Source organism: Streptomyces sp. NBC_00250, assembly GCF_036192275.1.
Lineage (GTDB): Bacteria > Actinomycetota > Actinomycetes > Streptomycetales > Streptomycetaceae > Streptomyces.
The window spans coordinates 8,661,076-8,680,389 of the sequence record NZ_CP108088.1 but is presented as its reverse complement, the minus strand read 5'-3'; the positions used below and the strand labels follow the sequence as shown (position 1 = coordinate 8,680,389).

The following is a 19,314-nucleotide window of genomic DNA, read 5'->3' as shown; positions in this document are numbered from 1 at the left end:
GGTCAGCCGCGGGTACTGAACCGCAGGACCGTCCTCGACCGGTACTCGACGCCCGGCCGAAGCACCGGAGACGGGTCACCGGGGCGGTTCGGGGAGTCGGGGAAGTGCTGGGTCTCCAGCGCGATGCCGGCGCCCGCCCCGTAGTGCGTACCGCTCTTGCCGAGCACCGTGCCGTCGAACTGCCCCGCGGTGTAGACCTGGAGTCCGGGCTCGGTGGTCAGCACCTCCATGTGGCGGCCCGTGGCCGGCGCGTACAGGACGGCGGCCCGGTGCGGTGTCCTGTCGCCGTAGGGGCTCAGGACGAAGTTGTGGTCGTATCCGCCGACCGTGCCGGGGCGGGCGAGGGCCTCGGCGATGCTGAGGGGCCGCCGGAGGTCGAACGCGGTGCCGGCGACGGGGCGGTGGTCGCCTGAGGGGATGAGATCCGCGTCGACCGGTGTGTAGTGGGAGGCGGCGACGGCCAGTTCGTGACCGAGGATGTCGCCGGCTCCCTCGCCCTCCAGGTTGAAGTAGGCGTGGTTGGTCAGGTTGACCAGGGTGGGGGCGTCGGTGACAGCCGCGTAGGAGAAGCAGAGTTCGTTGTCGCGGCCGACGAGACAGCTGACGGTGGCGTCCAGGTGGCCCGGGAAGCCCTGGTCGCCGTCGGGGCTGCGCAGGTGCAGGAGTACGCCGGTCCACTCCGGGGTGTGCACGCTCTCGGCTTTCCAGAGCCGGGTGTCGAAGCCGTCGGTTCCGCCGTGCAGGGTGTGGCCGTCCTCCTGCGTGGTCAGCTGGTGCGACTTCCCGTCCAGGGAGAACCGGCCGTGTGCGATGCGGTTGGCGTAGCGGCCGACGGTGGCGCCGAAGTACCGGGCGGCGGTGGCCGTCAGGGCCGGGTCGTGGGGGGCGAGGACGACGTCGGCCGGCGTGCCGTACCGGTCCGGCACCCACAGCCCGTGGAGGCGGGCGCCACGGGTGTGCACCTCCGCCGTGAGTCCGCCGGGGAAGCCGAAGGTCCATCGTTGTCCGGCGTACGTGTCGGGGCGGCAGACCGGGGGGACCCCGGTGAACGGGGGCGGCGGATACAGGTTCATGGAGTCTCCTCGTCGGCGAGAGGTCACAGACGGGAGGGGCAGGGAGGGCCCTGCCCCTCCCGGGGCGCGTTCGTGTTCGGGGGCGGCTCGGGGTCCGCCCTGCGCAAGGGGTCTATTCCGCGTGGCGGGCTCCGCCGAAGAGCCGTTGGAGGAGGACGAAGACGAAGAGCAGGCCGCCGATGACGATGCGCGTCCACCACGAACTGAGCGTGCCCTGGAAGCTGATGACGGTCTGGATCAGGCCGAGGACCGTCACGCCCAGCGCGGTTCCCAGGACGAAGCCGGAGCCCCCGGTCAGCAGGGTCCCGCCGATGACGGCCGCCGCGATGGCGTCGAGTTCCATGCCGACGGCGTGCAGGGCGTAGCCGGACAGCATGTAGAACGTCAGCAGCAGGCCGCCGAGGGCGGAGCACAGGCCGCTCACGGCGTACACCACGATCTTGGTGCGTCCCACGGGCAGGCCCATGAGGCGGGCCGAGGACTCGTTGCCGCCCAGGGCGTAGACGGTACGACCGAAGCGGGTGTGGTGCAGGACGACGAAGGCGAGCGCCAGCACGACCAGGGCGATGACCACGGCGGGCGAGACGAACAGGCCGCCGGGCAGGAGAACCCGGGTCTGGGCGATCCGCGTGGTCGTCGGGTCGGTGATGGAGATCGACTCGGTGCTGATCATGTAGCAGAGGCCTCGGGCGAGGAACATGCCCGCGAGGGTGACGATGAAGGGCTGGATCTCGAAGGCGTGGATCACCCAGCCCATCAGGGCGCCGCCGCCGGCACCCACGAGCAGGACCATGGGCACCGCGAGGGCGAGCGGCAGGCCGTTCTGTTCGACGAGCCAGGCCGTCAGCATCGTGGAGAGGGCCACCATGGAGCCGACGGACAGGTCGATCCCGCCGGTGAGGATGACGAACGTCATGCCGATGGCCACGACGAGCAGGAAGCCGTTGTCGATCAGGACGTTGAGCAGGACCTGCGCGGAGAAGAAGCCTTCGTAGTTCAGGGAGCCGACCGTGAACATCACGACCAGCAGAGTGGCCGTCACCATGAGCGGCAGGCGGGTGGCGTGCCGTACCGAGAACCGGTGGAGCGGCTTGGCGAGGGAGTTGAGGGCGGTGCTCACGGGTGGACCTCCTGCCGGCGGGCCGCCACGTCGCCGGGGGCGGGGGCCGGGTCAGGGCCGGATGGCCGGCGGCTGCGGGAGAGCCGCGCGCGGAACGCGGACGACTGGACGAGACACACGACGATGACGACCAGGGCCTTGAAGACGAGGGTGGTCTCCGGCGGTACGCCGAGGGTGTAGATCGTGGTCGAGAGGGTCTGGATGATCAGTGCGCCCAGGACGGTCCCGCCGAGGGAGAAGCGGCCACCGGTGAGAGCGGTGCCGCCGATGACCACGGCGAGGATGGCGTCCAGTTCGATCCAGAGGCCCGCGTTGTTGCCGTCGGCGCTGGACACGTTGGAGCTGATCATCAGGCCGGCCACCGCCGCGCACACGGCGCTGACGACGTAGACGGTGACCAGCAGCCCGGCGGCCCGGATGCCGACGAGGCGGCTCGCGACCGGGTTGCCACCCACCGATTCGATGAGCATGCCGAGGGCGGTCCGCCGGGTGACGAGGGAGGTGACGGCGACGAGAGCAGCGGCGAGCAGGACGGCGAAGGGGAGGGTGAGCCAGTAGCCGCCGCCGATCATCTTGTAGGCGCCGCTGGACACGCTGATGATCTGGCCGTCGGTGATCAGCTGGGCCACGCCGCGCCCGGCGACCATGAGGACCAGGGTGGCGACGATGGGCTGGACGCCGAGGCGGGCGACGAGGAAGCCGTTCAGCAGTCCGATCGCGGCGGCCACGCCGAGCGCGGTCGCGATCGCCGTGACGACGGTGGAGAGACTTCCGGGGTCCTGTGCCGTGGCGATGTGCTCGCACGCCAGGGCGCCGGCGATGGCGACCGTCGAGCCGACCGAGAGGTCGATGCCCCGGGTCGCGATGACCAGGGTCATGCCGAGCGAGACGAGGATCAGAGGGGCGCCGAACTGGAGGATGTCGATGAGACTGCCGTACAGGTGTCCGTTCTGGACGCGGACGGCGAGGAAGTCGTGAGTGAGCGCGACGTTCCCGAGGAGCAGGGCGGCGAGGACGGCGGCGGGCCAGAACAGGGGGTGCCCGGTGAGCCGCCGGGCGCCGGGAGCCGGGGCCGGGCGCCCGGCGGCGCCGGTGTCGTCAGGTGGTGTCATGAGGTGGCTCCGGTGGCGATGGCGCCCAGGATCCGGTCGGGCGTCAGGGTGGTGTCGTTGGGGAGGGTGGCGACGAGGCGGTGGTCGCGCAGGACGCCGACCCGGTGGCTCAGCCGCAGGACTTCCTCGAGTTCGGCGGAGATGTAGAGGACCGCCGTGCCGTCGGCGGCGAGGCGTGTCACCAGTCTCTGGATCTCTGTCTTCGCGCCGATGTCGATGCCCCGGGTGGGTTCGTCCAGGATCAGCAGCTCGGGATCGGTGAGCAGCCACCGGGCGAGGAGCACCTTCTGCTGATTGCCTCCGCTGAGGTTGCGGACCTGTGCCTCGGGGGCGGCCGGGCGGATGTCGAGGGCTTCGATCCAGCGGGCGGCGATCTCGTCCTGCCGGGCGCGGGAGAGGGGTCTGGTCCAGCCACGTGCGGCCTGCAGGGCGAGCACGATGTTCTCGCGGACGGTGAGCTCGCCGATCAGGCCCTCCGCCTTGCGGTTCTCCGAGCAGAAGGCGATCTTGTGGCCGATCGCGGTGCGTGGGGAGCGCAGGACGGTGTGGTCGCCGTCGATCCGCAGCTCGCCCTCGTCGGCGTGGTCGGCGCCGAAGAGCAGCCGGGCCGCCTCCGTGCGTCCGGAGCCGAGGAGACCGGCGAGGCCGATGACCTCCCCGCGGTGGATGTCGAGGTCGTACGGCTGGATGGACCCGGCCCTGGCGAGTCCGCGGGCGCTCAGGAAGGGGCGGTCCACGGCGTCGGGAGTGGTGACGGCGTCGGTGCGGGACGTGTCGGCCAGTTCGTCCAGGGTGCGCAGTTCGCTGCCGACCATGCAGTGGACGAGGGTGACGGGCGTCAGCTCGTCGATCCGGTGCTCGCCTTCGAGGCGGCCGTTGCGCAGGACGGTCACCCGGTCGCACAGGTCGAAGACCTGGTCGAGGAAGTGGGTCACGAAGAGAATCGCGACGCCCCGGTCGCGGAGTCGACGGACCAGCGTGAACAGTTGGGCGACTTCGTCCCGGTCGAGGCTGGAGGTGGGCTCGTCGAGGACGAGGACCTTCGCCTGGATGTCCACGGCGCGAACGATCGCGACGAGTTGCTGGACGGCGATGGAGTGCGCGTTCAGCGGCATGCGGACGTCGAGGTCGAGTTCCAGCTCGGTGATGAGCCGCTCCGCGCGCTGGTGGAGGGCCGACCAGTGGACGAGTCCCAGGCGCCGGGGCTCACGCCCGATGAGGATGTTCTCGGCGACGGAGAGGTTGGGGCACAGGTTCACCTCCTGGTAGACCGTGCTGATGCCGGCGTGTTGGGCTTCAAGGGGTTCGGTGAACCGCTGGAGGCCGCCGTCGACGGAGACGGTTCCCGCGTCGGGCGGGTGGACCCCGGTGAGCACCTTGATGAGGGTGGACTTGCCGGCGCCGTTCTCGCCCATCAGCGCGTGGACCTCGCCCGGGAAGAGGCGCAGGTCCACCCCGTCGAGGGCGAGGACGCCGGGGAAGGCCTTGCGGATGCCACGGGCTTCCAGGACGGGCCGGTCGGCGCGGGTGGGTGTGCGGGGGGTGGGTGGGGCTGCCATCCGCCCTCCTCTCCTGAGAGGTCCGGGGGCGGCGCGAGGGCCGCCCCCGGTCCGTGCGGACGGTGGATCAGTACTGGCGGCCGGGCAGGGCGGCGGCGGCCTGGTCCTGCGTGAAGACGCCCTCCTCCGTCTCGACCCGGCGCGGGACGTCCTGGCCCGCCGCGACCTTCTTGGCGAGTTCCATCAGCTGGTCGCCGAGGAGCGGGTTGCACTCGACCACGACGTTGATCTTCTTCTGCTCCATGGCGACGAAGGCGTCCTTGATGCCGTCGACAGAGATCACCTTGATGTCGGTGCCCGGCTTCTTGCCCGCCTCCTCGATGGCCTGGATGGCACCCAGGGCCATGTCGTCGTTGTGGGCGTACAGGACGTCGATGTCCTCGTGGGACTTGAGGAAGGCCTGCATGACCTCCTTGCCCTTGGCGCGGGTGAAGTCACCCGTCTGGGAGGCGACGACCTTGAACTTGGGGTCGCCCTTGACGGCCTCGGCGAAGCCCGCCTTGCGGTCGTTGGCGGGGGCGGATCCTGTGGTGCCCTGGAGCTCGACGACGTTGACCGTCCCGGAGGTTCCCTCGTACTCCTTCACGAGCCACTTGCCGGCTTCCTGCCCCTCCTTGACGAAGTCGGAGCCGAGGAAGGTCCGGTAGAGGGAGGTGTCCTGCGAGTCGACCGCGCGGTCGGTGAGGATCACCGGGATGCCGGCGTTCTTGGCCTCCTTGAGGACGGTGTCCCAGCCGGACTCCACCACGGGCGAGAAGGCGATGACGTCCACCTTCTGCTGGATGAAGGTGCGGATGGCCTTGATCTGGTTCTCCTGCTTCTGCTGCGCGTCGGAGAACTTCAGCGTGATGCCGGCCTTTTCGGCGGCGTCGCGCACGGACTTGGTGTTGGCGGTGCGCCAGCCGCTCTCTGCGCCCACCTGCGCGAACCCGAGCACCAGCTTGCCGTCGGAGGAACCCTTGCCGGCGCCGCCGGTGGTACCGGTCGTCGCAGGCTCGGTGGTGCAGGCGGTCAACACGCTGCCGGCCAGGGCGGCGGCGGCGATGATGCGGAGGGCTCTGTGGGCCATGTCGTGGTTCCTCTCGGGACGTGCGTCGTACCAGCCGGAGCCCTGAGATGGACGGGTCCGGTGAAGGTGTGGCTGCGCAGGGGTGGTTGAACCGGCGGCGGCAGGGTGCAACGTCTGCTCCCGACGACTGGTAAGCCGGTCGACGCCAGTCATTGTGAGCGCTAACAGAGTTGTAACTCAAGAGTTTGCGCGGCCGTTACTTGATTTCGATGCGAAGGAGCGCGACGACGGCGAACAGTACGGCCCGCCGTCTTGTGAGCGTTAACACTGATCGCCTAGGTACGGCTCCGAGCAAACCCCTCCGGAGTACACCCCGTTGACACGACCCACCCCCCTCCGTAGGGTCGCGGCACAATTTCGAACAGCGACCGAGATTTCGAACAGCAGGAGCGTCCCCCATGTGTTCCACTCGGTCGATCTCCCAGGGCACCTTCCTGTGAGCCCCCGGAAGCAGGCTGTCGCCCTCGACGCTCCGGAGACGTATCGCCTCGTGGAGCACACACCTCGACGGCCGGGGCCCGGCGAAGCCCGGGTGGACGTCCACGCCGTCGGTGTCTGCGGCAGCGACCTCGACTTGTACCTGGGTCGTCGTCCTGCTCCGTACGCCCGCTATCCAGTCACCCCCGGACACGAGTGGTCCGGCACCGTCACCGCCGTGGGCGAGGGTGTGTCCGCCTCCCTGATCGGCCGCAAGGTCGTGGGAGAAGGGATCCGGAACTGCGAGACCTGCGCACCCTGCCGCGCCGGAGAGACCACCCTGTGCGCCGCCGGCTACGAGGAGACGGGGTTCACCCTCCCCGGCGCGATGGCTCCCACCCTCGTCCTCCCCGCCCGCCTGCTGCACACGCTGCCGCCGGACGCCGACCTGACGGCCGCCGCGCTCCTCGAACCCGCCGCCTGTGCGGCCGCCGCCGTCCTGAAGGCGTGCCCGCTGCCCGGTTCACGAGCGGCCGTCATCGGCTCCGGCACCCTCGGTCTGCTCGCCGCACAGCTCCTCGGCGCCTTCTCCCCGATCGAGCTGACGGTCGTCGGCACGAACCCCGACCGAGCCGATCTGTCCCACCGCTTCGGAGCCACCGGCTACCGCACGTGGGACCGTGCCTCCGGCCTCTCGGACTTCGACCTGGTGATCGACGCCGTGGGCGGTACGTCGACCGCCAGCGCCGCGACGTCCCTGCTGCGGGCGGGAGGACACCTGATCCTCACGGGTATCCCGGCCCAGGGGGCGGAGGGACTCGATCCCGCCCGGGTCGTCGCTCGGCAACTGTCCGTCGGAACGGCCTTCGGAGCCTCCTCCGGCGCCTGGTCCTACGCCGTAAGCGCCTTCTCCGCGGCACGCCTGACGCCGCTCGAACTCGTCACGCACCAGCTGGGCATCGACGAGTTCGAGCGGGCCATGGCACTCACGGAGAGCGGAGATCCTCGCGTGGGGAAAGTCCTGCTCCGCCCCCAGAGCTCCTGACGAGCGCGCGCCCCCGAAGAGCGGCCCCGCGCTCGGAGCTCACCTCGCCGGGCCGGTGGGGTCGCTGGTCCAGCCCATCTCGGTGGTCCCATCGGGCGGGAGGTGGAACTGAACGTGCTCGGATCCGGGGCACGGGAAGTGCCCGCTCTCGCCGTGGGTGTGGTTGGCCGCGGAGCATCGGGCCGGTGAGGACGCGGTTGGAGACGGCGTCGATGCGGCGGGCGGCTCCGTGGTCAGCGGGCGGACGTGGTGCAGGTCGAGGGAGACCGCGATCCGGGCATGGGTGGGCAGTGCCGCGCACAGCGCGGCGACGGCACGGCCGCCGGTCCCGGACGACGACCCGTCAGGCGCTGGCGCGGGTGACCAGACGCGTGGGAAGGATCAGCGGGGTGGGTGTCTGCCCGTTGATGAGCGCGACGAGCATGCGCGCCATCTCACGGCCGAGACCTTCTACGGGCTGGTGCACCGTGGTCAGCGGCGGCTCGGCGATCCGGGCCACGGCCAGATCGTCGAAGCCGATCACGGCGACGTCGGCGGGGACACGGCGGCCGACGGCACGCAGCGTGCGCAAGGCTCCGGCCCCCATGTTGTCGCTGGCGGCGAACACTCCGTCCAGGTCCGGATGGCGCGCCAGCAGCGCGGCCATGGCGACCGCTCCGCTCGGCTCGGTGAAGTCACCGGCTGCCGGTGGGTACGGTTCGAGGCCCGCCGCCAGCATGGCGTCCTGGTAGCCGCGGTAGCGAGTGCGTCCCACCTCGGTGTCCAGCCGCCCGCAGATCGTCGCGATCCTGGTCCGGCCGAGCGAGATCAGGTACTCGGTCGCCGCGCGCGCTCCTCCGAGGTTGTCGACGTCCACGTACCACCGCGGGTCCAGACCGACCGGCCGTCCACCGAACACCACCGGAAGCTCCGCCTCTTCCGCCATGCGGGCCAGCGGATCGTCCTCGCGCAGAGCCATCAGCATCACACCGTCGGCCCCCTTCGACCGGAGAAGCTGCTCCACCCGCCGACGCCCCCGGTCGGAGGCGGTCAGACACAGCATCAGGTGCAGGTCGGCGTCTTCCAGCGCGGCCGAGGCGCCCACGATCACCTGGGCGAAGAAGGGGTCCGCGAAGATCGACGGGTCCTCTCCCGAGACGACCAGGGCGGCCGCACCGGTCTGACGGGTGGCCAGCGCCCGGGCGGTGGGATTCCGTACGTATCCCAGTCGATGGACGGCCCGTTCGACGGCTTCCCGTTTGGCACGACTGACGTGCGGGGCGTTGTTGAGCACACGCGAGGCCACCGACCGCGAGACTCCGGCCAGTTCGGCCACCTCGTCGAGGGTCGACTGCCGGTGCGGCACGCCTTGCGCCATGAGCTGCCTTCCTGATCCCTGTCTGAACACTGGAGGACTGGAAGCGCTACCAGTTTCAGGACTGTAGACCCTTCCCCTCATTCCGTGAAGTGCTGATCGAGCAACGGCACTTGACAGTCCAGATCGGAGCGCCACACGATACGGCCACACCTCGGCCCCGCAGATCGCCGACTGGGACCGCTTCCGGTGGGAGCGCTCCCGCCACTTCCTGTGCGGCGGAGTGTGCTGCCGCCCCGCCCGTGCGCCACCGCACGGGGGACCTCGTACCACCGCACTTCCCCACTGCGTCTCCCGCTCGGGACGAGACCGGGCGACGCATCCGCCGTCAGGAAACCGAGGTACCGTCATGCGCCGCAGAGTCCGCTTCCTCGTCGCAGCCCTCTCCGCACTGCCGCTGGCGCTCGCCGTCGCCCCGTCCGCCCACGCGGCGGATCCCACCGGCATGACAAGCGGGTTCTACGTGGATCCCGATTCCAGCGCGAAGAAGTGGGTCGCCGCCACCTCCGGTGACGGCCGGGCCCCCGCGATCAACGCGTCCCTCGCCAGCACTCCCATGGCCCGCTGGTTCGGCTCGTGGAGCGGCACCATCGGCACCGCCGCGGGCGCGTACGTCGGGGCGGCGGACCACCACGACAAGCTGCCCGTCATGGTCGCCTACAACATCTACCACCGCGACTACTGCGGCGGGCACTCCGGAGGCGGCGCCGCGTCTCCTTCCGCGTACGCGAGCTGGATCGCCCAGTTCGCCGGCGGGATCGCCGGGCGCCCGGCCATCGTCGTCCTCGAACCGGACTCCCTCGCGGACTACGGCTGCATGAACCAGACCCAGATCCACGAGCGTCAGGGCATGATCAGCGGCGCCCTCGCCGAGTTCGCCCGCCAGGCCCCCAACACATGGGTCTACCTCGACGCCGGGAACCCGGGGTGGGTGAGCGCGGCGACGATGGCCCAGCGCCTCCACGAAGCCGGGCTCCCGCGGGCACACGGCTTCTCCCTCAACATCTCGAACTACTACACCACCGCCCAGAACACCGCCTACGGCAACGCCGTCAACGGTGAACTCGCCGCCCGCTACGGCTACACCAAGCCGTTCGTCGTCGACACCAGCCGCAACGGCAACGGCTCCAACGGCGAGTGGTGCAACGCGGCCGGCCGCCGCATCGGCACGCCCACCCAGCTGGGCGGCGGCGCCGAGATGCTGCTGTGGATCAAGGCCCCGGGCGAGTCCGACGGCAACTGCGGCGTCGGGACCGGCTCCACGGCCGGCCAGTTCCTCCCCGAGGTCGCCTACAAGATGATCTACGGCTACTGACGACCGACTCCTGCGGCCCGGCGACCGCCGCCCCGCGGCGGGACCACAGGAACACGATCGGCACACCAAAGGCCCCCTCCCCCCATCCCTCCGACCAGGAGCCCCCATGAAGCCACGCAGCCTACGGCGGCGCGCGACCGCCGCCCTCGCGGCACTCGCGGCCTGTGCCGCTCTCACCGCGACGCAGGGGCAGGCGCAGGCCGCACCCGCCGCCGCCCCGCTCACCCCGACCACGAAGTTCTACGTGGACCCGCACAGCAAGGCCGCCGAGCAGGCGCTCACCGACCTCGGGAACGGCGACTTCACGAACGCGGTGAACATGGCCGAACTCGCGAGCTGGCCTCAGGCCGAATGGTTCACCGAGGGCACGCCCGACGAGGTCCGGGCCAAGGTGAGAACCCTCGTCCGCGAGGCCCGCGTGGTGAACCGGACCCCCGTCCTGGTCGCGTACAACGTCCCGGGCCGCGACTGCTCGCAGTACTCCAGCGGCGGCGCCGCGTCGTCCGCCGCCTACCGGCGGTGGATCGACGCCTTCGCCGCCGGCATCGGCGACAGCAAGGCCGTCGTCGTGGTCGAACCCGACGGTCTGGCACTCCTCCCGAGCGACTGCGGACCCGCTGTGGACCCGACCGGCGAGCTCACGGCGAGCCGCGTCGCCGATCTCGCGTACGCCGTCAGGACCATCAAGGCCAAGAGCCGCACCGCGGTCTATCTCGACGCGGGCAACGTCCTGTGGCGGCCCGTCGGCGACATGGCGCGGCGGCTGCTCGACGCCGGCGTCCGGGACAGCGACGGCTTCGCCCTCAACGTGTCCAACACCCACCCCACCGATCACAACGCGCGCTACGGCACCTGGATCGCCAAGTGCATGTGGTACGCCACCGAAGGGCCCGAGTGGGCCCGCGGCCACACCGACTGGTGCGCCACGCAGTACTACTCGCCCGCCGCGCCCAACGACGGAACCCCGGGCGGCGCGGTCGACTCCGCCGACCCCGCCACCTGGCGCTGGACCGACGCCTGGTTCGACCAGAGCGTGGGCACCCCGCCGGTCGACGCGCTGCACCACTTCGTCATCGACACCAGCCGCAACGGCCTGGGCGCCTGGACCCCGGAGCCCGGCAAGTACACCGGCGACCCGGAGATCTGGTGCAACGCGCCCGGCCGCGGCCTCGGCCCGCGCCCGACCGCCGACACGGGCGTCCCGCTCGTCGACGCCTACCTGTGGATCAAGATCCCCGGCGAGTCCGACGGCAGCTGTACGCGCAACACCGGCGGCACGATCGACCCCGAGTACGGCATCGTCGACCCGCCGGCCGGCGCATGGTGGTCCGACCAGGCTCACACGCTGGCCCGCAACGCGGCACCGCGGCTGACCTTCAACCGCTGAGACCGGCTCCCTCCGCCGTCGAAACCGTTGACGGCGGCGGCGGGGCGTCACTAGCCTCCGATCCAGTCCCCCGACCTCTCGACCTCCGTTCCGCGCGGCGCGACATGGGAGCGCTCCCATATCATGCCGTCCACCGACTCCGCTGCGTCCTCCCGGCACCCCACCACATCCCGAAGGAGCCGCACATGCCCCCCACCACCACCTCGTTACTCCGCAACCCCTCACGCCTCTCCGCCGCGCTCCTCACGGGCGCGCTCCTGATCGGCGGGCTCGCGTCCGCACCGGCCGTGGCGGACGCGTCCGCCACGGCGGCGGCGACCACCGCCGTACGCGTCAACCAGGTCGGCTACCTGCCCGACGGGCCGAAGCGCGCCACCGTCGTCACGACGTCGACGCAGGCACTCGGCTGGCAGTTGCGCAACGCCTCCGGGACGGTGGTCGCCTCCGGTTCGACCGTCGCGCGCGGCGCGGACGCCCCCTCCGGGCAGTCCGTCCAGGTCGCGGACTTCTCCTCGCACCGCGAGACGGGCACCGGATACGTCGTGACCGTGGACGGCAGCAGCAGCGCTCCCTTCGACATCCGCGCGAACCTCTACGACACCTTGCGTTCCGACGCGATGGCGTTCTTCCACCACCAGCGCAGCGGCATCGTGATCGACGCCTCCCTGGTGGGTTCCGCCTACGCGCGCCCGGCCGCACACCTCGACGTCGCTCCCAACAAGGGCGACACGTCCGTCCCCTGTCAGGCCACGGTGTGCGACTACACCCAGGACGTCAGGGGGGGTTGGTACGACGCCGGCGACCACGGCAAGTACGTGGTCAACGGCGGCATCTCCACCTGGCTGGTCGTCAACTCCTTCGAGCGGGCGGATCGGGCGGGCGGGGAAGCGGCGCTGGGCGACTCCACCCTGCGCGTCCCCGAGCGCGGCAACGGCATACCCGACGTCCTCGACGAAGCGCGGTGGGAGCTCGACTTCCTCATGCGGATGCAGGTGCCCGACGGCAAGCCGTCCGCGGGCATGGCGTTCCACAAGATCCATGACGTGGCCTGGACGGGCATGCCCCTGCGCCCCGACCAGGACGCCCAGCCCCGCGAGCTTCACCGCCCGTCCACCGCGGCCACCCTCAACCTCGCCGCGGCCGCCGCGCAGTGCGCCCGGGTGTTCCGGCCGTACGACTCCGCCTATGCCGACCGCTGCATGTCCGCCGCTCGCCGGGCCTGGAGTGCCGCGAAGGCCAACCCGGCGGTGTACGCGCCGGCTTCCGACAGCACGGGCGGCGGCGCCTACGAGGACGCGCGGGTCACCGACGAGTTCTACTGGGCCGCCTCCGAGCTGTACGCGGCGACCGGCGAGAGCGCCTACCGGGACGCGGTCACGTCCTCGCCCTGGCACACCTCCGCCGATGCCTTCAGCCCGTACGGCTTCGGCTGGGCGGACACCGCCGCGCTCGGCCGGCTCGTCCTGGCCACGGTCCCCAACGGACTGCCGGCGTCCGACCTGGCCCGGGTCCGTGCGTCGGTGACGGCGGCAGCCGACGGCTACCTGTCCAGGATGGCGGCCCAGGGTTACGCGGTACCCGTACCCGCGGACGGCTACTTCTGGGGGTCGAACGGCGAGGTCGCCAACGACGCCGTCGTCATGGCCGTCGCCGGGGAGCTGACGGGCGACGACCGCTACCGCGCCGGCGCCCTGGAGACCATGGACTACCTGCTCGGCCGCAACGCCCTGGGCCTGTCCTACGTCACCGGCTACGGCGAGACGTCCTCGCAGAACCAGCACCACCGCTTCTGGGCCCACCAGTTGGATGCCTCCCTGCCGCACCCTCCGGCCGGTTCGCTCGCCGGCGGCCCCAACAGCGGTCTCCAGGACCCGGTGGCGCTGGCGAAGCTGACCGGCTGCGCCCCCGCGGCCTGCTACATCGACCACATCGACTCGTACTCGACCAACGAGGTGGCGGTCAACTGGAACGCCCCGCTGGCCTGGCTCGCCGCCTACGCCGCCGAGCGGACCTCCGCCGGCGGCGAACCTCCCACCGCCGCCTGCGCGGTGACGTACACGCCGAGCAACGTCTGGAGCACCGGCTTCACCGCGAACATCACCGTCAAGAACACAGGACCTACGGCCGTGGACGGCTGGCAGCTGGCCTGGACCCACCCTGCCGGCCAGAGCGTCACGAGCTCGTGGAACGCCACCGTCACTCAGAGCGGCACCGCCGTCAGCGCCCGCAACGCGGACTGGAACCGGACGATCGCCCCCGGCGCGACTGTGAGTTTCGGAGTCCAGGGGACCCACGCGGGCTCAACCCCCTCCCCCACGGCTTTCACACTCAACGCAAGCACCTGCGCCTGACCCCGTCCCTCCGGGTCCGGACGGACACCTCCGTCCGGACCCGGAGGGACATCCCTGCGAAGATCGCCATCGCAGACAGGAGACTCCTTCGCCGGAACTGGCGGGTCAATCAGCGGTGCTGGCGGGCGGGCGGCATCCCGGCGCACGGCAACCAGCGCTCGGTGTGGGACGCCGGCTGCAAGCCGGAGTTCCCGAACCCCGAGCACCACTGACGCCACGACCGCCTGTCGGCCGGGCATCGGCCGACTCCCGTCGCCGGAGGGCCGCACGTGTCACGGAGTGGGATCCATGCCACATCTTCTTGACGCGCACACGGAGGCCACTTAGCTTCGCCTTACCTAACCACCCCCTTTTTTTCGCCCGGAAGATCACTTTCATGCCAAGAGCCGTGCCACGTTCGCCCCGTCTCACCACCGCGACGGCGGACGTGGCGTCCGTACCGGCTTCCGGGCCGCCCCTGACACCGCAGCTCACCCCGGCCTGGCTCCTGGCCGCCGTCGGGCTCCTCGCCACGGCGTTCATCGCGGGGGCCTGCTGGACGGCGGGGCACGTCCACGCGGACGGCTCGCTCCAGACGGTCGCCCGCTTCCTTCACCTCGCCTTCCTCACCGTGAGTTTCGGATCGGTGCTCGCCGTCGACTGGTTCGCCGTCCTGTGGCTGACCGGCCGACGCCCCCTGTCCGTCGTCCTCGACACCGCCTGCGCGCTCCAGACCCCGATCTGGGCCGGCCTGGGCGGCCTCGTCGTCACCGGACTCTTCCTCCGCCCCGACCTCGGATCCACGCTCACCCTCGTCAAGCTCGGGCTGGTCGTGGCCGTCACCCTCAACGGCCTCTGGGCGCACCGGCTCGGACAGCTCCTGGACGGGTTCCGGGATTCCGCCGTCCCGCGCGGGCTGCTCGTCCGCTCGGGCGTCGCGGCGACGGTCAGTCAGACCGGTTGGTGGGGCTCCTGCCTGATCGGTTTCCTCAACAGCCAGTCCTGAACCGGGTCATTCCGGCGGCCTGCCGATCCCGGGCACCCACCCCCGTTTTGGATTGTCGGAGGATCATCAATACGATCCGGCGATGATCACGAGAAAACGGCTGGCGACCGGGGCCTGCGCGCTGCTCGCCGCCCTGAGCGTCGCGCTCCTGCCGACGAGCGCGACCGCCGACGCGCCGGTGGCGAAGGAATCCCCCAAGGTCGAGCTGGTCCTCGACGTGAGCGGCTCCATGCGGGCCAAGGACATCGACGGCAAGTCCCGGATGGCCGCGGCCAAGCAGGCCTTCAACGAGGTCCTCGACGCGGTGCCCGAGGAGGTCCGGCTCGGCATCCGCACCCTGGGCGCCGACTACCCCGGCCAGGACCGCAAGCAGGGCTGCAAGGACACCCGGCAGCTGTACCCGGTGGGCCCGCTCGACCGGACCGAGGCCAAGACCGCCGTGGCGACGCTCGCCCCGACGGGCTGGACCCCGATCGGCCCGGCGCTGCTCGGCGCGGCCAAGGACCTGGAGGGCGGTGACGCCACCCGCCGGATCGTGCTCATCACGGACGGCGAGGACACCTGCGCCCCGCTCGACCCCTGCCAGGTGGCACGCGAGATCGCGGCCAAGGGCATCCACCTCGTCATCGACACCCTGGGCCTGGTGCCGGACGCCAAGACCCGGCAGCAGCTCACCTGTATCGCGGAGGCCACCGGAGGCACGTACACCTCCGTCCACCGCACCGAGGAGCTCTCCCGGCGGGTCAGGCAGCTCGTCGACCGCGCCGCCGACCCGGTCGTCACCCCCGTGGCCACCGAGGGCACGCTGCGCTGCGCCGACGCGCCGCAGCTCAAGCCCGGTCTGTACACCGACCGCGAGTCCTTCGGCCAGCACCGCTGGTACCGGGTGGACCTGCTGCCCGGTCAGGAACTCCGCGCCTCCGTCAGCGTGTCGGCCGACCGTGCCGTCAACAACGACTACGGGGTGCTGCTGCGTGCCGTCACCCGCCACGGCCGGGAGATCGTCCGTGGCTCCGAGGCGGGCGACGGACGCACCGACGTGATCTCGACCGGCCTGCGCTACCCGAAGCCGGAGCTCGACGACGAGCCCGAGGGCGGCAAGCCGGCCGCCGAGACGGTCTGTCTCCAGGTCAGCAACTCGTTCTCCGCTCCCCCGTCGGTCAAGAGGACGCCGGGCATGCCGATCGAGCTGACGGTGGACGTCGTCGACGGCCCGTCGACGGCCTCGGACGTGGCCTCGTTCGGACTCGGCCGCGGCTGGTGGCTGCTCGGCGCGCTGGTGCTCGTCGGCTTCCTGGCCGGTCTGGTCTGGGGCTGGCTGTCCCGCTGGCGCGTCGCTGTCTGGAGGACCAACTGATGCGTACCGTACGCACGCTCGCCACGGCCGCGCTCGCGGGCGCCGCTCTCCTCGGTCTCGTGGCTCCGGCCGCCCTGGCCGACTCCCCCTCCGCCTCGGCGGACCCGAACGACGACACCGCCTCGACCGCCGGGCCGACGGAGGCGGGCACCACCTTCCGTACCGCCGCGCGCTTCCTCCCCGGGCAGCAGGCCACCGCGCAGGCCGCCACGGGTGACTACCTGTACTGGGTGTTCCCTGCGGACACCGGGCAGCGGCCGACGGTGAACGCCACCGTCACCCTGCCCGACGCGGCCCTGCGACACGGCTCCGCCACCTGGCGGATCGACGTGTACGACGGGCTCCGGCGGCGCCAGCCGTGCATGTACGGGACCCAGTCCCGTGCCGCGGCCAAGGAGACGGCGACCGTGCAGCTCACCTGTGTGCTGCGGCCGGTCCGCGCCTCGGCCGACGGCTGGTCGAACGACCCGCTGCCGGGCAGCTACTACGTGCGGCTGACCGCCGGCGCGCTGCCGGACGAGGACCTCGGCCAGCCGTTCACGGCCCGGCTCGGGGTGAGCACCGTCGACAAGGGCGGCGCCTACGCCACCGACGGCTCGCTCGCCGCGCCGCTCGTGCCCGGGGCGACGACGGCCGACCAGGCGGAGGCCGACGAGGAGGCCGGCCGGCCCTCCGCCGTCGAGGCCGCGGCCCCGGAGGACGGCTGGTCCTCCGGCTGGTGGTCCGACCGCTGGCTCTGGACGGCGGCGGGCGGCATCCTCGCGGCCCTCGCGGGTATCGGCGGCTACAAGCTGACGCGTGGCGCGGGACGCCCGTCCCGCGTCCCGCCGGCCGCCTGACCTGTCCTCGGACGCACGAAGGCCCCCACCGCGCCGATGCGGTGGGGGCCTTCGTGCGTCCCTCCCGGCCCAGGACACGGCCCGGGGTCGGTCCGGTTCACCGGCGGGCCGGGAAGCCGTGGGCGCCGGCACCGGCCACGATCGCGACGACCGGCACGAGGAGGACGAGCACGCTCCAGGGCAGGGCGCCCGCGCCGAGGACGTCGAGCAGGACACCGCCGGCGATGCCGCCCGCCGCCATGGCCGCGTTCCAGAGGCTGACGAGCATCGTCTGGGCCGTGTCGGCGTGCTCTCCGCCCGCGTCGGCGACGGCCGTCTGGAGGAGGGTGGGCGCGCCGCCCCAGCCGAACCCCCAGAGCACGGCGGCCGTCAGGACGAGCGCGGTGCTCCCGGCCGGGACGGCGAGCACGGCGGCGGCCACGGCGAACAGGATCGCGCCGGCGAGGGTCAGGGTCCGGAGCCTGCGGTCGATGTGCCGTCCGGTGAACCAGATCCCGGCGAGCGAGGCGGCTCCGAAGACCAGCAGGACGAGGCCGGTGGAGCCGGCGAGACCGAGACGGCCGAGGTAGGCGGCGACGTAGGTGTAGAGGATGGTGTGGGCCAGCACGAGGGTGAACGTGGCGGCCAGGACCGGGAGGACGCCGGGCACCTTCAGGGTCCGGGCGACCTGGGCGCGCCCCCCGCGTGCCCCGCCGGGCAGGTCGGGAACGGCGAGGGCGATCCAGCCGAGGAGCCCGACGGCGATCACGGTCATCGCGGTGAACGCGACCCGCCAGCCCACCGCGTCGCCGAGGAAGGTGCCGGCCGGTACGCCGAGGGAGAGGGCCAGCGGGATGCCTGTCATGGCGACGGCGACGGCCCGGCCCTGGAGGTGCGGCGGGGCGATGCGGCGGGCGTATCCGGCGAGCAGCGCCCAGGCGAGGCCCGCGGCGACCCCGGCGAGGAACCGGGCGCCCATGGTGAGGGCGTAGGAGGAGGAGACGGCCGTGACGGTGTTGGCGGCGGCGAATCCGGCGACCGAGGTGAGCAGCAGGCGCTTGCGGCGCCATGCGGCGGTGCGGGCGGCCAGGGGCACGGCGGTGAGGGCGGTGCCGAGGGCGTAGACGGTGACGGCCTGGCCCATGGCGGCCTCACCGACGCCGAGGTCGGCGCTCATGGCGGGCAGGACGCCGGCGGGGAGCGTCTCGGTGAGGCTGGTGACGAAGACCGCGGTGGCGAGGGCGAGCAGCGCGAGGAGCGGCAGCCGGCCGGACGGGGTGGTGGAGGCGGCGGGGGTCTCGGGGGTGGCGGGCGCGGCGGAACGGGCCGCCGCTGTCGTGTCGTTGGCCATGGATCTATGCTCGAACCCTCACATTGATGTGAAGGTCAAGCGAGTCCCTGGAGGGGGCGTCCATGCGGATCGGGGAACTGTCGGAGCGCACCGGAACACCACGTCGACTGCTGCGCTACTACGAGGAGCAGGGTCTCATCGTCGCGGACCGGCTGCCGAACGGCTACCGGGTCTACGACGAGTCGAACCTGGACCGGGTCATGCAGATCCGGGGCCTTCTGGACGCCGGTCTGCCGACCCGGATCATCAAGCAGATCCTGCCGTGCCTGAACAAGCCGCGGATCATCCATTTCCCGGACGCCACCCCGGAGATGCTGGCCACCCTGGAGGACGAGCGGGACCGGATGACCGAGCGGATCCGCTGCCTCACCCGGAACCGGGACGCGGTGGCGGAGTACCTGGACGCGGTACGGGAGAAGCTGGAGCCGTCCGTCTGACCGCCGCCGTCCGGGTCGTCCGTGCGCCCCGGCGTGGGTGGTGCCGGAGGGCAGGCCGTCGGATCGGTCAGGTCATCCTGGCGGCGCCCTCCATCACCGCCTGCCGGATGCGGTGGTAGGTCCCGCACCGGCAGATGTTGCGGATGGTGTCCAGATCCGCCTCGGTGATCTCGCGCCCGGCCTCGCGGGCCCGGCGGACCTCCGCCACCGCGGTCATGATCTGGCCGGGCTGGCAGTAGCCGCACTGGGCGACGTCGAGGTCGAGCCAGGCCTCCTGCATCGGGTGGAGTTCACTTCCGACGGTGTCGGGGAGGCCCTCGATGGTGGTGACCTCGTCGTCGGGGGTGAGGTCCTCGACGGGCACGGCGCAGGGCGTGAACGCCTTGCCGTTGAGGTGGCTCGTACAGGCCCGGCAGACGCCGACCCCGCAGCCGTACTTGGGTCCGGTGACGCCGAGGACGTCCCGGAGGACCCAGAGGAGCCGGACGTCACCCTCGACGTCGGCGGTGACGGCCTTGCCGTTCAGGATGAAGGTGTGCTGCGGCACGGATGCTGCTCCAGGTC

The 19,314-nt window shown here is 71.7% G+C and carries 16 protein-coding genes and 1 pseudogene; 9 read left to right on the top strand and 8 right to left on the bottom strand.

Features of this window, described 5'->3' with window-relative positions:
• Window positions 1–2: 2 nt before the first annotated feature.
• The 5 genes from OG259_RS39085 to OG259_RS39065 all read right to left on the bottom strand — a co-directional run bounded on the left by OG259_RS39085 (window position 3) and on the right by OG259_RS39065 (window position 5,933).
• A complete protein-coding gene (locus OG259_RS39085; protein ID WP_328946585.1) occupies window positions 3–1,073 on the bottom strand; it encodes an aldose epimerase family protein in 1,071 nt (356 codons plus the stop codon).
• A gap of 112 nt (window positions 1,074–1,185) precedes the next feature.
• Complete coding sequence (gene yjfF, locus OG259_RS39080; protein WP_328946584.1) at window positions 1,186–2,193, bottom strand: galactofuranose ABC transporter, permease protein YjfF; 1,008 nt, start codon at window positions 2,191–2,193, stop codon at window positions 1,186–1,188.
• Window positions 2,190–3,305 (bottom strand): ABC transporter permease, encoded by a 1,116-nt coding sequence (locus OG259_RS39075; RefSeq protein WP_328946583.1) that lies wholly within the window; start codon window positions 3,303–3,305, stop codon window positions 2,190–2,192. The genes yjfF and OG259_RS39075 overlap by 4 nt, the downstream gene beginning before the upstream one ends.
• Window positions 3,302–4,864 (bottom strand): sugar ABC transporter ATP-binding protein, encoded by a 1,563-nt coding sequence (locus tag OG259_RS39070; protein ID WP_328946582.1) that lies wholly within the window; start codon window positions 4,862–4,864, stop codon window positions 3,302–3,304. Before OG259_RS39070 ends, OG259_RS39075 begins: the two co-directional genes overlap by 4 nt.
• Before the next feature lie 67 nt (window positions 4,865–4,931).
• Window positions 4,932–5,933 (bottom strand): ABC transporter substrate-binding protein, encoded by a 1,002-nt coding sequence (locus OG259_RS39065; protein ID WP_328946581.1) that lies wholly within the window; start codon window positions 5,931–5,933, stop codon window positions 4,932–4,934.
• 436 nt (window positions 5,934–6,369) lie between these two features.
• Here OG259_RS39065 and OG259_RS39060 point away from each other — a divergent pair, with 436 nt between their 5' ends.
• Window positions 6,370–7,395, top strand: a complete 1,026-nt coding sequence (locus OG259_RS39060) for a zinc-dependent alcohol dehydrogenase (protein ID WP_328946580.1) — start codon at window positions 6,370–6,372, stop codon at window positions 7,393–7,395.
• A gap of 343 nt (window positions 7,396–7,738) precedes the next feature.
• Here OG259_RS39060 and OG259_RS39050 read toward each other — a convergent pair whose 3' ends face one another.
• Entirely contained in the window at window positions 7,739–8,752 is a 1,014-nt protein-coding gene (locus tag OG259_RS39050) for a LacI family DNA-binding transcriptional regulator (protein ID WP_328946579.1), read from the bottom strand.
• 346 nt (window positions 8,753–9,098) lie between these two features.
• On the opposite strand from OG259_RS39050, the gene OG259_RS39045 reads away from it, so the two are divergent.
• From OG259_RS39045 to OG259_RS39015, 7 genes and pseudogenes are all read left to right on the top strand, one after another.
• Window positions 9,099–10,064, top strand: a complete 966-nt coding sequence (locus OG259_RS39045) for a glycoside hydrolase family 6 protein (protein WP_328946578.1) — start codon at window positions 9,099–9,101, stop codon at window positions 10,062–10,064.
• Window positions 10,065–10,170: 106 nt separating this feature from the next.
• A complete protein-coding gene (locus OG259_RS39040) occupies window positions 10,171–11,451 on the top strand; it encodes a glycoside hydrolase family 6 protein (RefSeq protein ID WP_328946577.1) in 1,281 nt (426 codons plus the stop codon).
• A gap of 185 nt (window positions 11,452–11,636) precedes the next feature.
• A complete protein-coding gene (locus tag OG259_RS39035; protein ID WP_328946576.1) occupies window positions 11,637–13,802 on the top strand; it encodes a glycoside hydrolase family 9 protein in 2,166 nt (721 codons plus the stop codon).
• A 122-nt stretch (window positions 13,803–13,924) separates the two neighbouring features.
• Window positions 13,925–14,014: pseudogene (locus OG259_RS39030) on the top strand (flavodoxin family protein); the annotation flags it as partial.
• 176 nt (window positions 14,015–14,190) lie between these two features.
• Complete coding sequence (locus OG259_RS39025; RefSeq protein ID WP_328946575.1) at window positions 14,191–14,787, top strand: hypothetical protein; 597 nt, start codon at window positions 14,191–14,193, stop codon at window positions 14,785–14,787.
• 82 nt (window positions 14,788–14,869) lie between these two features.
• Window positions 14,870–16,144 carry a VWA domain-containing protein gene (locus tag OG259_RS39020; RefSeq protein WP_328946574.1) on the top strand — a complete coding sequence of 425 codons (1,275 nt, stop codon included), beginning with the start codon at window positions 14,870–14,872 and terminating at the stop codon, window positions 16,142–16,144.
• Window positions 16,144–16,983 carry a hypothetical protein gene (locus tag OG259_RS39015; RefSeq protein WP_328946573.1) on the top strand — a complete coding sequence of 280 codons (840 nt, stop codon included), beginning with the start codon at window positions 16,144–16,146 and terminating at the stop codon, window positions 16,981–16,983. The genes OG259_RS39020 and OG259_RS39015 overlap by 1 nt, the downstream gene beginning before the upstream one ends.
• Window positions 16,984–17,080: 97 nt before the next feature.
• Here the strand turns inward: OG259_RS39015 and OG259_RS39010 are convergent, their stop codons facing one another.
• The gene (locus OG259_RS39010) at window positions 17,081–18,313 is read right to left on the bottom strand and encodes an MFS transporter (protein WP_328946572.1); all 1,233 of its coding nucleotides are present in this window, start codon (window positions 18,311–18,313) and stop codon (window positions 17,081–17,083) included.
• A gap of 62 nt (window positions 18,314–18,375) precedes the next feature.
• On the opposite strand from OG259_RS39010, the gene OG259_RS39005 reads away from it, so the two are divergent.
• Window positions 18,376–18,750 carry a MerR family transcriptional regulator gene (locus tag OG259_RS39005; RefSeq protein ID WP_328946571.1) on the top strand — a complete coding sequence of 125 codons (375 nt, stop codon included), beginning with the start codon at window positions 18,376–18,378 and terminating at the stop codon, window positions 18,748–18,750.
• 67 nt (window positions 18,751–18,817) lie between these two features.
• Here the strand turns inward: OG259_RS39005 and OG259_RS39000 are convergent, their stop codons facing one another.
• On the bottom strand, window positions 18,818–19,297 hold the full coding sequence (locus OG259_RS39000) for a (2Fe-2S)-binding protein (RefSeq protein WP_328946570.1): 480 nt from the start codon (window positions 19,295–19,297) through the stop codon (window positions 18,818–18,820).
• Between the last annotated feature and the right edge of the window lie 17 nt (window positions 19,298–19,314).

What these genes read in the sequence shown, in the direction of transcription:
- OG259_RS39085 (WP_328946585.1), bottom strand. Translation starts at nt 1,073, where the DNA reads ATGAACCTGTATCCGCCGCCCCCGTTCACCGGGGTCCCCCCGGTCTGC.
- OG259_RS39075 (WP_328946583.1), bottom strand. Translation starts at nt 3,305, where the DNA reads ATGACACCACCTGACGACACCGGCGCCGCCGGGCGCCCGGCCCCGGCT.
- OG259_RS39070 (WP_328946582.1), bottom strand. Translation starts at nt 4,864, where the DNA reads ATGGCAGCCCCACCCACCCCCCGCACACCCACCCGCGCCGACCGGCCC.
- OG259_RS39065 (WP_328946581.1), bottom strand. Translation starts at nt 5,933, where the DNA reads ATGGCCCACAGAGCCCTCCGCATCATCGCCGCCGCCGCCCTGGCCGGC.
- OG259_RS39050 (WP_328946579.1), bottom strand. Translation starts at nt 8,752, where the DNA reads ATGGCGCAAGGCGTGCCGCACCGGCAGTCGACCCTCGACGAGGTGGCC.
- OG259_RS39045 (WP_328946578.1), top strand. Translation starts at nt 9,099, where the DNA reads ATGCGCCGCAGAGTCCGCTTCCTCGTCGCAGCCCTCTCCGCACTGCCG.
- OG259_RS39040 (WP_328946577.1), top strand. Translation starts at nt 10,171, where the DNA reads ATGAAGCCACGCAGCCTACGGCGGCGCGCGACCGCCGCCCTCGCGGCA.
- OG259_RS39035 (WP_328946576.1), top strand. Translation starts at nt 11,637, where the DNA reads ATGCCCCCCACCACCACCTCGTTACTCCGCAACCCCTCACGCCTCTCC.
- OG259_RS39020 (WP_328946574.1), top strand. Translation starts at nt 14,870, where the DNA reads ATGATCACGAGAAAACGGCTGGCGACCGGGGCCTGCGCGCTGCTCGCC.
- OG259_RS39015 (WP_328946573.1), top strand. Translation starts at nt 16,144, where the DNA reads ATGCGTACCGTACGCACGCTCGCCACGGCCGCGCTCGCGGGCGCCGCT.
- OG259_RS39010 (WP_328946572.1), bottom strand. Translation starts at nt 18,313, where the DNA reads ATGGCCAACGACACGACAGCGGCGGCCCGTTCCGCCGCGCCCGCCACC.
- OG259_RS39005 (WP_328946571.1), top strand. Translation starts at nt 18,376, where the DNA reads ATGCGGATCGGGGAACTGTCGGAGCGCACCGGAACACCACGTCGACTG.